General features: G+C 70.7%; 13 protein-coding genes. 3 read left to right on the top strand and 10 right to left on the bottom strand.

The genetic code is table 11. The features are described 5' to 3' along the window. Window positions 1-112: 112 nt before the first annotated feature. The 6 genes from ACIPSA_RS31990 to ACIPSA_RS32015 all read right to left on the bottom strand — a co-directional run bounded on the left by ACIPSA_RS31990 (window position 113) and on the right by ACIPSA_RS32015 (window position 7,299). Window positions 113-1,507, bottom strand: a complete 1,395-nt coding sequence (locus tag ACIPSA_RS31990; protein ID WP_402640672.1) for an integrase — start codon at window positions 1,505-1,507, stop codon at window positions 113-115. Window positions 1,508-2,465: 958 nt separating this feature from the next. Further along, entirely contained in the window at window positions 2,466-2,759 is a 294-nt protein-coding gene (locus ACIPSA_RS31995; RefSeq protein ID WP_402640674.1) for a sulfurtransferase TusA family protein, read from the bottom strand. Further along, on the bottom strand, window positions 2,756-4,009 hold the full coding sequence (locus ACIPSA_RS32000) for an MFS transporter (protein WP_402640677.1): 1,254 nt from the start codon (window positions 4,007-4,009) through the stop codon (window positions 2,756-2,758). Before ACIPSA_RS32000 ends, ACIPSA_RS31995 begins: the two co-directional genes overlap by 4 nt. 227 nt (window positions 4,010-4,236) lie before the next feature. After that, window positions 4,237-5,421: a trans-sulfuration enzyme family protein gene (locus ACIPSA_RS32005; protein WP_402640679.1), complete on the bottom strand. Its 1,185-nt coding sequence runs from the start codon at window positions 5,419-5,421 to the stop codon at window positions 4,237-4,239. Between the two features lie 46 nt (window positions 5,422-5,467). After that, window positions 5,468-6,625, bottom strand: coding sequence for a cysteine desulfurase family protein (locus tag ACIPSA_RS32010; RefSeq protein WP_402640683.1), 1,158 nt, complete (start codon window positions 6,623-6,625; stop codon window positions 5,468-5,470). Then, on the bottom strand, window positions 6,622-7,299 hold the full coding sequence (locus ACIPSA_RS32015) for an ArsR/SmtB family transcription factor (protein ID WP_402640686.1): 678 nt from the start codon (window positions 7,297-7,299) through the stop codon (window positions 6,622-6,624). Before ACIPSA_RS32015 ends, ACIPSA_RS32010 begins: the two co-directional genes overlap by 4 nt. Before the next feature lie 86 nt (window positions 7,300-7,385). Between ACIPSA_RS32015 and ACIPSA_RS32020 the strand changes: the two genes are divergently transcribed. Then, window positions 7,386-8,765 (top strand): rhodanese-like domain-containing protein, encoded by a 1,380-nt coding sequence (locus ACIPSA_RS32020; protein ID WP_402640689.1) that lies wholly within the window; start codon window positions 7,386-7,388, stop codon window positions 8,763-8,765. Further along, window positions 8,762-10,045 carry an MFS transporter gene (locus ACIPSA_RS32025; protein ID WP_402640692.1) on the top strand — a complete coding sequence of 428 codons (1,284 nt, stop codon included), beginning with the start codon at window positions 8,762-8,764 and terminating at the stop codon, window positions 10,043-10,045. The genes ACIPSA_RS32020 and ACIPSA_RS32025 overlap by 4 nt, the downstream gene beginning before the upstream one ends. Here ACIPSA_RS32025 and ACIPSA_RS32030 read toward each other — a convergent pair. The 4 genes from ACIPSA_RS32030 to ACIPSA_RS32045 all read right to left on the bottom strand — a co-directional run bounded on the left by ACIPSA_RS32030 (window position 9,992) and on the right by ACIPSA_RS32045 (window position 12,487). Next, on the bottom strand, window positions 9,992-10,726 hold the full coding sequence (locus ACIPSA_RS32030) for a class I SAM-dependent methyltransferase (protein WP_402640694.1): 735 nt from the start codon (window positions 10,724-10,726) through the stop codon (window positions 9,992-9,994). The genes ACIPSA_RS32025 and ACIPSA_RS32030 overlap by 54 nt on opposite strands. Window positions 10,727-10,894: 168 nt before the next feature. Continuing rightward, a complete protein-coding gene (locus ACIPSA_RS32035; RefSeq protein WP_402640697.1) occupies window positions 10,895-11,329 on the bottom strand; it encodes an arsenate reductase ArsC in 435 nt (144 codons plus the stop codon). 28 nt (window positions 11,330-11,357) lie between these two features. Beyond that, window positions 11,358-12,101 (bottom strand): aquaporin, encoded by a 744-nt coding sequence (locus ACIPSA_RS32040; RefSeq protein ID WP_402640699.1) that lies wholly within the window; start codon window positions 12,099-12,101, stop codon window positions 11,358-11,360. Beyond that, complete coding sequence (locus tag ACIPSA_RS32045; protein WP_402640701.1) at window positions 12,098-12,487, bottom strand: ArsR/SmtB family transcription factor; 390 nt, start codon at window positions 12,485-12,487, stop codon at window positions 12,098-12,100. Before ACIPSA_RS32045 ends, ACIPSA_RS32040 begins: the two co-directional genes overlap by 4 nt. Before the next feature lie 110 nt (window positions 12,488-12,597). Here ACIPSA_RS32045 and arsM point away from each other — a divergent pair, with 110 nt between their 5' ends. Next, window positions 12,598-13,491, top strand: a complete 894-nt coding sequence (gene arsM / locus ACIPSA_RS32050; protein WP_402640704.1) for an arsenite methyltransferase — start codon at window positions 12,598-12,600, stop codon at window positions 13,489-13,491. The last annotated feature ends 27 nt before the right edge of the window (window positions 13,492-13,518 follow it).

Consider the following 13,518-nt stretch of genomic DNA (forward strand, 5'->3'; position numbering starts at 1 on the left):
CGCTCAACCTACTCTCGACCGAGCCCGGCTTGCGCGCTAACTCACAATTCCTCCCACGACTGCACCCCTCCTGACCAGTGCTTCCGGACCAGTCACGGACCAAACCCCCGGTTCAGCCCTCGGGTACGTCACCTTGACTGACGCGCTGCCACTCGTTCATGGACTGCTCGATGAGACGGTTCGCCTGCTCTCGAAGGCCGTCAAGGAACTTGGCGTAGTGGCGAAAGAGAACCTCGATGCTCTGGCCGGCGCGGCGGGCGCACTCGGCCGGGTCCACTCCGGAGTAGAGCCAGAACGAGATCCCGGCGTGCCGGAGATCGTAAGGCCGCTTGGCCAGACGAGAAGTGCGCTCAGTGCGAGTCAGGGCGTATTCCCGGGCCCGCGCCCACGTGATGCCGTAGGCGGCAACGTCCACGTAGTTGCCAGCCTGGTTCCGAAAAAGTCGACCGTCAGGTGCCACGTCGAACCGATTCACATGGGCACGCAGCATGCGTACGAACTGCGGCGGGATGGGAACAGGCCGCGTCGCGCTTGCCGCGCGACGCTTGAGCGATTGCACCTCGTGCACCTCACCGTCGTCGGTCCACTCCTTGCCAGACGTGACAACCCCGCCCGAGAGGTTCAGCATCCCCCATCCCGTCTTCGGCAAGTGGCATTGATCGATCCGAAGGTGGATGACCTCAGCTGGCCGCATAGCCGCGAAGTACATGCAACCGAAGAATGCTTCAAGATGAGGACCCCGCCCCCGCTGGCGAGCAACGGCCTCGAGCAGCCGAAGCACCTGGGCTGGATTGGGAACGGCGGCCGGATCCACCTCCTCATTGACTGCTGGCGCTTGCCACCGGAGCCCCTTGAGGGGGTTCTCTGCGAAGTACCCCTTCTCCACCGCAGTGTTGAGAGCTTCGTTGAACGCAGCCCTCTTGCGTCGGGCTGTTTTAGCAGCAGCCGCCTTGCCGTCCAGCTTGCGGCACATCGCATCGAGGGCCCGCCTCAGAACGTCGTCTTCCGCGAGGGCTCTGACCGGCAGCGAGTTCCGCTTCATCCAGTCCAGCGCGTGGAGCCACTCCTCGGTGGGCTCGCACTGCCAGGCTTTCTTGTTGAATGCCCACGAGTACAAGGCACGCCGCAGTACCCGCGGATCGGAATACGCTGCACCGGGGCGTACCAGGGCGGGCGTGACCGTAGCGAAGGCATCAGCCAGGGTGCGGCGCGTGTTCCCTGGCGTGCGGTCCCATCTTTGCTCGACGTATTCGTGCGCCAGGTCGTACCACGTAGTGCGCTGCTTGATGACCCGCAACTCGGATGCTGGCAGACCTGTGTGCTCATCAAACGGCTCACCCTCGCGCGCAGCTGTCATCAGCTTCGCACGTCGGCTATCAGCAAGCGCGAACGTGATGAAAGACTCAGACTTCTCTCGCCCGTTAACCGTCCACCGAATCTGGAAAGGCTTGCGCCGGTCGAGACGCTCGCGTATCTCCCAGAAGCGGACGTTATAACTCATGGCCATCCAGGCGTATCCCTTTCACACGCCTCCCACCACGCATCCAGATCGGCGCGGCGGCAGCGCAGGTGGACGGACCATTGATGTTTCCTCGGGTATTCCAGATATGTCGGCCGCCCAGGCGGCAGCGCGCGACTTGCACCCACTGCGCCACAGCTGATGGGTACACGCTGTCAGTTACGGGGACTGCTGGGCGCCGACATGAAGGGCCATGGTGTCCGAACGGCTCCACCGCCAAGCACAGCCGTTGAGAACACCTCAATGGTCGTCACGATCGCCGGTTTGGCTAACCGGCGATCGTGGTCTATGTTGCGCCCCGCAGGGGAACTCACGGACGATTGCAACGGACGAAACACAGGGGGCCAGTCGGCGCGATCGGAGAACGAGGCCGCGCCGTCCGTCACGAACACCCCGAGTCCGTTGTCAATTAGCCGGTCCAGATCGCGTGCAACGTGAGGACGCCACAACAATCGGCAGGCCCCTATCGGGACACACCCCGCCGACCCGGCACCGACAACGCACCATCCCCGGCCAACAGCCGACACCGTGTGATCGAGACACTTCGGTCAGAGAAATCATGAGTCAGACCCCGGCCCCGGGACAGCACCCACCCATCCTCCCGCCCCCCATCTCAATACCGCCCAGGAATCGCAGGACATGCTCAGTCCCCTTCACGCAACACCCCGAACCTGATCCCTGCCGGGCACAACAGCACACGAAGGCGAGCGGCGCGATCAGGGATCGCCAGCGGCAAGAGCGGCGACCTGGGCGCCGACATCGTCGGCTACCTCACCGATGGCCATCAGCAGCGCCGACATTGACCGGCTCGCACTAACGAGTTGGTGCGCACCCCGCCAGATGTCCGAGATCCGGTTGGACAACTTCTGCACAGCAGGCGCGTGTCGGTGAGGGGTCGTCATGAGCTTTGCCCGCCGTGCTGCTGCGCCCTCGCTGAACTCGTGCGTCAAGGTGTGGCTGTGTGCCACGGCGCGTCTGGGCGGGTCGTGCGGGCGTCGGCGGTGAGCCGGAGGGCGTACGTCGGACGGTCGCCGGGGACGGGGCCGAGGTAGTCGTGGCCGGTCATGTGGCACCAGGCGGGCAGATCGAGCGGGGCCGCGGGATCGGTGGCCACGACATGCACCACGGTGCCCGGTTCTGCGCCGTCGATCTCCTTGCGGAGGCGCAACAGGAGGGTGACGCAGAGCAGGCCGGTACCGTCGACGGTGAGATCCGGTGGTGCAGCAGAGCGGTCGTTCACCGGCTGCTCGCGGTCGCGGCGATAGCGGGCAGGACGGCCAGGGCCAGGACGCCCCCGGTGAGGGCGAGGACCGGGTAGCCCGCGGCGGCGACGACGATGCCGGAGGAGATGCCGCCGGTGGCGCCGGCGAGGGCGATCGAGACGTCGACCAGCCCTTGTGTCTTGGCTCGGGTGGCGAGCGGCACGGTGTCGGTGATGATCGCGGTGCCGGAGACCAGGCCGAGGTTCCAGCCAAGGCCGAGCAGTGCCAGGGCCAGTGCGAGAAGTGCGACGGAGTCGCCGGGGGCGGTGGCGGCGAGGACGCCCGCGGCCAGCAGGGTGAGGCCGGAGGCGGCGGCGATCTTCGTGGGGCCGTGGCGGTCGACGAGCCGGCCCGTCAGCGGCGAGGGCATATACATGGCGGCGATGTGGATCGCGATGACGAGGCCGGAGGCGGCGGTCCCGTGGCCGTGGTCGTGGAGGTGGACCGGGGTCATCGTCATGATCGCGACCATGACCAGCTGGGTGAGGACCATGACCAGCGCGCCCAGGACCACGCCTCCGCGGCTCTCGTCAGCGGGCGAAGCCGGTTCTGTGGTGGAGGTGGTGCGCTGTTCGGCTTCCGCGAGGGTGCGGGCCGTGAGCAGGGGGTCGGGGCGCAGCCAGATGCCGAGGACGAGGGCGGCGAGGGCGTAGGCGGTGCCGGAGAGGAGGAAGGGGCCGGCCAGGGCGGGGATGCCGAGACGCTCGGCGAAGTCGCCCGTCGGGGCGGCGAGGTTGGGGCCCGCGACGCCGCCGAGCGTGGTGGCGACCAGGACGGTGGAGACGGCGCGGGCGCGGTGGCCGGGGGCGGCGAGGTCGGCTCCGGCGTACCGGGCCTGGAGGTTGGTGGCGGTGCCGGCGCCGTAGACGAACAGGGCGATGAAGAGGAGTGCCGGGTTGTCCAGGACGGCGGCTGTGATGACGCCGACGCTGCCGATGGCTCCGGTGAGGTAGCCGAGGGCCAGGCCGGGGCGGCGGCCGCGGGCCTGGGAGATGCGGCCGACGGCGACGGCGGTGAGCGCGGATCCGGCGGTGAAGAGTCCGCTGGGCAGGCCGGCGAGGCTGGTGGTGCCGAGCATGTCCTGGGCGAGCAGGGCGCCTACGGTGACACCGGCGGCGAGCCCGGCCCCGCTGAGGATCTGGGAGGCGACCAGGACCCGCAGGATACGGCGCTGTGCTTGGGCGGCGTCGGGTATGGAGGTGGGTGCGGCAGGTCGGGTGCTGGTCATGTCTCTTTCCGAAGCGGCGAGTTGACTGCGGGTGGCGTCGGGAGGCGGTGGCGGCGGAGGTGTCCGCTGCTGGTCGTGCCCGGCCGGGGGCGACCGGGGTGTGAGCGCGCCGCTGCGGGAGTGGTGGTCTCGGCGGTGACGGGAAGCCGGTCAGCGCGATGCGTCGGCGCGGGTCGTGCACCGGTCCGCTCCGGCGCGGAGACAGCGGGCCGGTGCACGAGAGAGCTTCAGTCGCCGTCGAGGGCCCGGGCTAGGTCCGCGATCAGGTCGTCGGCGTCTTCGAGGCCGACGGACAGCCGGATCATGCTGTCGGCGATGCCACGCCGGGCGCGTTCGGCCGGGTCGAGGCCGTGGTGGGTGGTGGTGATCGGCTGGGTGACCAGGGACTCCACACCTCCGAGGCTGGGTGCGATCGCGAAGAGGGTCAGGCGGTCCACCACCGCCGCGGTTCCCACTGCGTCCGTGTTGAGTACGGCGCTGAGCATGCCGCCGCCCGCGTGCATCTGGGCGTCCACGATGCGCTTCTGCTCGCCGGTCGCCAGACCCGGGTAGTGCACGCGGCTCACCCGCGGGTGTGTGGCGAGGAAGGCGGCCACCGCCGCTGCCGTCGTGTTCTGCGCGCGGACCCGGACGGGCAGGGAGCGGATCGAGCGGGCGAGCAGGAACGCGGTCTCGGGGGCGATGGTCTGGCCGAGGTTCTTGCGCCACATCGCGACGGGCGCCAGGAGTCCGGCGGGGCCGATCAGGGCGCCCGCGGTCAGGTCGGAGTGGCCGCCGAGGTACTTGGTCGCGGAGTGGACGACCAGGTCGGCGCCGTGCTGGAGGGGGTTCTGGTTGACGGGGGTGGCGAAGGTGTTGTCGACCGCTGTCAAAGCCCCCACTGTACGGGCCTGTTCGGCGAGTGCGGCGATGTCGAAGACGGTCAGGGTGGGGTTGGCCGGGGTCTCGAAGAACACGATCCGGGTGCGGCCGGTGAGGATCTCGGGCAGCCGGCCGACCTCGTCGGCGCGCGGGAAGGTGGTGGTGATGCCGACCTGGGGCAGGTTGGCGCCGAGCAGTTCGAAGGTGCCGCCGTAGACCTCGCCGATGCACACGATGTGGTCGCCGGTACGGCAGTGGGCGAGGAAGGTGGCGGCCTCGGCGGCCATGCCGGAGGAGAACGCGAGCGCCTGCTCACCGCCTTCGAGGTCGGCGAGTTTGGTCTCCGTGGAGCGGATGGTGGGGTTGAGGCCGTAGCGGGTGCAGGGGTTGCCCGGCTTGCGGCCCTCGACGACGTCCAGGAGGTCGGCGGTGGAGTCGAAGGCGAAGGTGGAGTGGTTGTAGAGCGGGGTGTGGACGGCCCCTTCGGAGTCGCGGTGTTCTCCGGCGTGCACGCTGCGGGTGGACAGTCCCTGCGCGGTGGAGTCCGTCATGCCTCTCCTGCTCTTCGTCGGATCGATGACGGGCCGGTGAGCCCGGTCAGTGCGCGGCAGCCGCCCTGGTGAGTGCGGCTGCCGCCGTCTCGATGTCGGCCGGTGTGGTCCAGCGGCCCAGCGACAGTCGCAGCGCCCCGAGCGCGCGGGCCGGATCGAGCCCCATGGCGGTCAGGACCGGGGACGGGGTGTGGGATCCGCTGTGGCAGGCCGAGCCGGTCGAGGCGGCGATCTCGGGGGCGGCGGCGAGGAGTTCATGGCCGAGAGTGCCGTCGACGCTGACGTTCAGCGTGTTCGGCAGGCGGTCCTCCTCCGGCCCGTTGAGCTGGACCCGGCCGGGCAGCGCGGCGGCGAGCCTCCGGTGGAGGTCGTCGCGCAGGGCGGCGATCTCCAGGGCGGCACCGTCGGCGAGTTCGCCCGCGGCGATCCGGGCGGCCGTACCGAGGGCGACGGCCAGCGCGACGTTCTCCGTCCCGGCCCGCAGCCCGCGCTCCTGGCCACCGCCGTAGACCACCGGCTCCAGCCGCACCCCGTCACGCACGTACAGCGCGGCGGCGCCCTTCGGGGCGTACATCTTGTGCCCGACCACGGTGAGCAGGTCCACGCCGAGCGCCGTGACGTCGAGGGGGATCTTCCCTGCCGCCTGGGCGGCGTCGCAGTGGAACAGCGCCCTGTACTCGTGGGCGAGGGCGGCGAGTTCCGGGATCGGCTGGAGGGCGCCGGTCTCGTTGTTGGCGGCCATCACCGACACCAGCGCCGTCTCCTCGTCCAGCGCCTCAGCGAGGGCGGAGGGCTCGACCAGCCCGTCGCCGTCGACCGGTAGCCCCGTCACCCGCACGCGGTGCAGGCGTTCCAGCGCCCGGCAGGTCTCCAGGACGGCCGGATGTTCGGTGACCTGGGTGAACACGTGCCGGCGGCCGGACGCGAGCACCGCACCGCGCACGGCGAGCAGGTCGGCCTCCGAGCCCGAGGAGGTGAACACGATCTCGTCGGCACGGGCGCCGATCAGGGCGGCGACCTGGGCGTGGGCGCCGGTCAGGGCCTGCCGGGGTTCCGTGCCGTAGGAGTGGCCACTGGAGGGGTTGCCGAAGAAGGCCGTCAGGTGCGGCAGCATCGCCTCGGCCACCCGGGGATCGACCGGGGTCGTGGCGTTGTAGTCGAGGTACACCGGCCCGCCCGCCAGCCCCGGATGTCCGCCCGTCACGCCAAGTCCCCGGCTTCGACGGGGAGTTCGGCCAGGCGCCACTCCAGCATGCCGTCGTTCAGGCGGATCGCCCGGCGGCCGCGGCCGGTCAGCAGGCGTACGGCGTCGTAGGCGAGGACGCAGTATTCGCCCCGGCAGTACACGACGATCTCCGTCTCCTCGGGCAGCTCACCGATCCGCTCGGCCAGTTCCCCGACCGGGATGGACAGGGCGCCCGGGATGTGCCCGGCGCGGTACTCCTCCGCCGGCCGTACGTCGAGCAGCAGTGCTTCTCCGGCCTCGACCCGGGCCCGCAGTTCCTCGTGGGTGACCTCCGCCGCGCCGTCCTCGCCGAGGTAGGCGTCCCGGGCCGCGGGGACGGCGGCCTGGTGGGTCTCGGCGACCTTGCGCAGCAGCGCGAACAGCTGGGCGACGTCCTCGCCGGCCAGCCGGTAGTGGATGCGCACGCCTTCGCGCCGGGTGGCGACGAACCCGGCCTGCTTGAGGGTCTGAAGGTGTGCCGAGGCGGTGGTCAGGTTCAGGCCCGCCGCCTTCGCCAGCGCATCGACCGTCCGCTCGCCCTGCGCCAGGAGATCGAGCAGTTCCAGTCGCTTTCCGCTGGCCAGCGCCTTGCCGCTGGCCGCGAAGGCGTCGTAGAGGGCGGCCTTGGTGCCGCTGGTGGTGGCGTCCCGCATTGCTTCCTCCAAAAATCTATGGATTATTGTAACTGAGGTGGGCGGTAGTGCCACCCGCTCGGTTCACCCCTTTGGAAGGACGCGTGATGGGCCTCTCCGACGACCACCTGATACCGCTGGTCGACCAGGGGCTGGGCAACAGTGCCTACCTGGTCGATCTCGGCGACGGACGGGCCCTCGCCGTGGACGCGAGCCGCGACCTGCGGGCCCTGCGGGCAGCGGCCGGGCGGCGCGGCCTGACCGTGGCGTACGCGGCGGACACCCACCTGCACGCGGACTTCCTCTCCGGCGCCGTCCAGCTCGCCCACGACGACGGCGCGAGCGTCCTGGCCTCCGCCGCCGGACACCGTGCCTTCCCGCACACGCCGCTGGCGGACGGGGACGAGACCGACCTTGGCGGCCTGACCCTGCGGGCCCTGGCCACCCCCGGCCACACCGACGAGCACCTCTCCTTCCTGCTGCTCGACGGCGACCGCGAACTCGGCGTCTTCACCGGCGGCTCGATGATCGTGAACTCCGCCGCACGCACCGACCTCCAGGGAGCCGACCGCAGGGAGGAGTTGGCCCGCGCCCAGTACCGCTCGCTGCGGCGGCTGGCCACCCTGCCGGACGGCACCGCCGTCTGGCCCACCCACGGCGCCGGCTCCTTCTGCTCGGCCCCGCCCGGCACCGAGCGCACGACGACCATCGGCGCGCAGAAGAAGACCAACCCGCTGCTCGCCGCCCCGGACGAGGACACCTTCGTACGGCAACTTGTCGCGAGCCTGGGCAGCTACCCCGCCTACTTCGACCGGCTCGCCGAGGCCAACCGGCGCGGCCCCGGGATCCTGGCCGGGCAACCTCGCCTGTCCGACCTCGACGTCGGACAGGTCAAGGCCCTGCTCGCCGACGGCGGTCAGGTGGTCGACGTCCGCCCGGCCGGCGAATACGCGGCCGGTCACATACCGGGCTCCCTCTCCATCCCGCTGCGCGACCAGTTCGCCACCTGGCTGGGCTGGCTCCTGCCCGACACCGCCCCGCTCGCCTTCGTCACCGCCGACGACCAGGATCTGAGCGAGCTGGTCTGGCAGTCGTACAAGATCGGCTACGAGCGGCTCGCGGGCCGCCTGGCCGGGGGCATGGCCGCCTGGCTCGCCGACGGCAACCCCCGGGCCACCACCGCGTTCCTCACCGCCGACCGCGCCGGGAACCGCCCCTATCTCGATGTGCGTCAGCGGGCCGAGTTCGCCGCCGGGCACGTACCCGGCGCGCTCGGTATCGAGCTGGGCACTCTGGCCGCGCAGGCCGTCGACGCCCCGGCGCGGCCGGTCGTGGCCTGCGGCCACGGTGAGCGGGCCATGACCGCCGCCAGCCTCCTCGAACGCGCCGGCCACACCAACGTCGCCGTCCTCGACGGCGGACCCGCCGACTACGCGGCGGCACACGGCCACCACCTCGTCCAGGGCACCGAGGACGCGACCCCGTGAACGCCACCACCCCGGCCACCGCACCGACGGACGCCCACGGACGGCCCGTACGGCTCGGCCTGCGGGAGAACTGGCTCCAGTTCACCCTGCTGGTGATCGTCAACATCTGCGTGGGCGGCCTGGTCGGCCTGGAACGCACCACCGTCCCGCTCATCGGTGCCCACGTCTTCGGCCTCACCAGCGACCTGGCCGTCTTCTCCTTCATCATCGCCTTCGGCGTCACCAAGGCCCTGACCAACCTCGCCGCCGGCGCGCTGACCGCCCGCTTCCGCCGGAAGCAACTCCTCGTCACCGGCTGGCTCTTCGGCATCCCCGTGCCCTTCGCCCTCGCCTGGGCACCGTCCTGGGGCTGGATCGTCGCCGCGAACGTGCTGCTCGGCCTCAACCAGGGCCTGACCTGGTCGATGACCGTCAACATGAAGATCGACCTGGTCGGGCCGGCCCGCAGGGGCCTGGCCACCGGCCTCAACGAGGCCGCCGGTTACACGGCGGTCGGCGCCACCGCGCTCCTCACCGGCTACCTCGCCACCACCCACGGACTGCGCCCCGTCCCCGAACTCATCGGGGTCGTCTTCGTCGCCGCGGGCCTCGCCCTGGCCCTCGTCGTCCGCGACACCGCCGCCCATGTCGCCCTCGAACTCGCCCACCACACCAAGCCCCTACCGACCGGCGAGGACACCGGGCTCAAGGCCACGTTCACTCGCACCTCCTGGCGCAACCGTTCGCTGCGTGGCGCCAGCCAGGCCGGCCTGGTAAACAACCTCAACGACGGCCTGACCTGGGGTGTCTTCCCACTCCTGTTCACCGATCACGGCCTCGAGCTGGCGGCCGTCGGCCTGATCAAGGGCCTCTACCCGATCCTGTGGGGCCTCGGCCAGATCGCCACCGGCCACCTCGCCGACCGCCTCGGACGCAAACCCTTGATCGTCTACGGCATGCTCGTGCAGGCGGTCGGTTTCGTCCTGGCCCTCGTCCTTCTCAGCCGCCCCCTGCTCGCCGGGGTCCTCTCCGCGGTCTTCCTCGGCCTGGGCACGGCCATGGTCTACCCGGCCCTGATCGCTTCCATCTCCGACCACGCCCACCCCACCTGGCGGGCCAACGCCCTGGGCACGTACCGCTTCTGGCGCGACATCGGCTACGCGGCCGGCGCCTTGGTGGCCGGCGTCCTCGCCGACGCTCTCGGTCTCAACGCGACCGTCATCGCCGCCGCCGTCCTCACTGCCGCCTCAGGACTGCTCGCCGCCCGCTGGATCACCGAACACCGGACAGGAACTGGGTGACTCGCCACAGGCGGCGCGGCAGGTCGCCCTCCTCGAAGGCGTGCACGTCGTCGAGGAGCCAGCCGTCGGCCAGAGAGTCGACCAGGCCGCGGTCGAAGAAGTGCACCGCAAAGCCACCGTGTTCGAAGATGTCGTCACCGTGGGCGGTGCCGGCTCCGATGGGGGTCCCCCCGGTTCGAGCGAAGCCGAGAACTGGGGGAGGCCGTCACCGGTGTGCCGGACGGTGTAGACGAACGCTCCACCGGGACGCAGCACGCGCCGGACTTCGCCCACCAGGAGGTGGATCTCCTCGGTGGACAGGGCCATGCACAGCAGCATGTGCGCGAACACCGCGTCCACCGAGGCGTCCGGCAGCGGCAGCGGCTCGCGCACATCGTGCACCACAGTGGTTACCCGCTCGCCGACACCCTGGTCGAGGGCCGCGGCCTGAAGCTGCTCCAGACCCGTCCTGCTGAAGTCGGCCGCCTGCACCGTGAAATCCTGCCGGGCGAAGAAGAGCGCGTCGCGGCCACGCCCCGCACCCAGCTCCAGAACGTCACGCGCACCGACGGCACCGAACACCTCCGCGGCGTAGAGAGCGGGCCTGGACGGCTGCTCGCCGTACATGCCCGGGTGGGCGGTGTACGTGCTCTGCCAATGCGCCCGCTGCGCCTCCGCCAGCCCCAGTCCCTCGCCGATCACGCCTGTTCGCTCCTCTGCCCAGCATGTGCCGCACTCTCCGGACAGCCTAGAGGCAGCTGACCAGGCCGTTCGGTGTCCCTTGCACCCGACGGACCCGCCCGGGCCGGCGCCTCGCCGGCGGCCCCGCAATTCGACACACGGGGCAGGCAACCGTCAATGGCGTACCGCTCAGGCGCGCGCCACCACGCCCAGGTCGGCGAGCAGGCCGCGGATGCGGCCCTCGATCTCGTCGCGGATGGGGCGTACGGCGTCGACGCCCTGCCCGGCCGGGTCGTCCAGCTTCCAGTCCAGGTACGTCTTGCCGGGGAAGACAGGGCAGGTGTCGTCGCAGCCCATGGTGATCACGACGTCGGACGCCCGGACGGCCTCGGTGGTGAGGATCTTCGGGCTCTCGGCGGAGATGTCGATGCCGCTCTCCCGCATCGCCTCCACGACCGCTGGGTTGACGGTGTCGGCCGGCGCCGATCCGGCAGATCGGACCTCGACCGCGTCCCCGGCGAGGTGGCTGAGGAAGGCGGCGGCCATCTGGGAGCGGCCCGCGTTGTGGACGCACACGAAGAGAACCGAGGGGACGGAGGGGCGCTCGGGGGTGGGAGTGCTCATGGCAACTGCTTTCCGGGGAGGGGACGGGTCATGGGTTTGCGGGGGCGGCGAGTTCCGGTTCGGCCGGGAGCGCGGCCGGGTCGGCCCGCGTCGGCGCCGGGCGCTCGAAGACCGCCGCCACGAGGGCCAGTCCGAGCGCCGCGCCGATTGCCTGTGCCACCACGAAGGGAGCGACCGAGCCGGGTGCGATGCCGGCGAAGGTGTCGGTGAAAGCCCGGCCCACCGTCACCGCCGGGTTGGCGAACGACGTGGAGGACGTGAACCAGTAGGCCGCGCCGATGTACGACGCCACCGCGGCCGGGGCGAGATGAGCTCGCCCGACCCGGGACAGGCCGAAGATCAGCAGGACGAGCCCGGCGGTGGCGACGATCTCACCCAGCCAGAGGTGACCGGCCGAGCGGTCGTGGCTGGACCAGCGCACCAGCGGCTTCCCGAACATCGCATCAGCCAGGACCGCACCCGCGATCGCGCCCACCGTCTGGGCGGATATGTACGCGACCACGTCCCGCCCGCTCGGTCCGTCGCCGGTGCGACGGCCGGTGAACCAGGCCGCGAGCGTGACGACGGGGTTGAAGTGGGCGCCGGAGACGGGTCCGAGCAGCAGGATGAGGACGCCCAGGCCGAAGACGGTGGCCAGGGAGTTGGCGAGGAGTTGCACGCCGACGTCCGGGGAGAGGTCGGTGGCCTGGATGCCGGAGCCGACCACCACCGCGACCAGCAGCGCCGTGCCGACGGCCTCGGCCAGGGCGCGCCGCGCCAAGGAGGCGCTCACGCGCTCACCCCTGCGGTCTGCGGTGCCGTCGCCTGCGGTGATGTGAGGAAGAGGGCGAGCCGGTCGAGGACTCCCGGCAGCACCCAGTAGTACACCCACGTGCCACGGCGCTCGCAGTCGATGAGGCCGGCCTGGCGAAGCAGTTTGAGGTGGTGAGAGATCGTCGGCTGGGACAGCTCGAAGGCAGGGGTCAGCTCGCAGACACAGACCTCGCCGCCCTCCCCACGCGAGGCAATCATCGACAGCAGCCTCAGCCGGACCGGATCGCCCAGGGCCTTGAAGACCGTGGCCAGCTCCGTGGCCCGCTCCGCGGCCAGCGGTGCCTCGGACACCCCCGGGCAGCAGGCGTCGCCCTGACCGATCACCTCAAGCTCTTGTTTCGACATGCCTCTATGTTGACGTCTTTCGATTCAAGGCGCAAGGTTGTATCAACGAACGTCGATACAAGCCGTTCCGGGGCACCGCCATGCCCTGCCACCTCACCCGGGAGTGAGTCATGAGCGAGCAGTCCACCGACCTGCGGGAAACCGTCCGCGAGAGGTACGCCGCCGCAGCCCTGAAGGTCACGCAAGGCAGCGTCGCCTGTTGCGGACCCGAGCCCGTCGAGGTCGACGAGAACTTCGGCTCCACCCTCTACGCCACCGATGAGCGCGACGCCCTGCCCGCCGAAGCCCTCGCCGCCTCCCTCGGCTGCGGCAACCCCACCGCCGTCGCCGAACTCCGCGAGGGCGAGCGCGTCCTGGACCTCGGCTCCGGCGGCGGCATCGACGTCCTGCTCTCCGCCCGCCGCGTCGGCCCCACCGGCAAGGCATACGGCCTCGACATGACCGACGAGATGCTCGAACTCGCCCTGCGCAACGCCGCGAAGGCAGGGGCGACCAACGTCGAATTCCTCAAGGGCACCATCGAAGCGATCCCGCTGCCCGCGAACACCATCGACGTCGTCATCTCCAACTGCGTGATCAACCTGTCCGTCGACAAGTCCGCCGTCTTCGCCGAGACCTTCCGCGTACTGAAGCCCGGCGGGCGCATCGGGGTGTCCGACGTCGTCGCCGACGACGCCCTCACCCCCGCACAGCGGGCCGAGCGCGGGGACTACGTCGGCTGCATCGCCGGCGCCCTCTCCTTCGCGGAGTACCGCCAGGGCCTGTCGGCCGCGGGCTTCACGGACATCGAGGTCAACCCGACCCACTCCGTCGCCGACGGCCTGCACTCCGCCATCGTCCGTGCGACCAAGCCTGCCGACGCGACCGAGACAGCGGGCACGGCCGCAACAGAGGGCGCGTGCTGCGGCGTCTCCGCCTGCTGCACGACGGACGAACGGGCCACCGCCCCCTCGACCACGGTGGCCGAAGCCAAGGCCGCTTCGGGATGCGGCTGCCGGAGCTGAGTGGCGTATCTCGCGCGGCCCATCAAG

The organism is Streptomyces sp. NPDC086549 (genome assembly GCF_044746205.1).
In the GTDB taxonomy this organism is placed as follows: Bacteria; Actinomycetota; Actinomycetes; order Streptomycetales; family Streptomycetaceae; genus Streptomyces.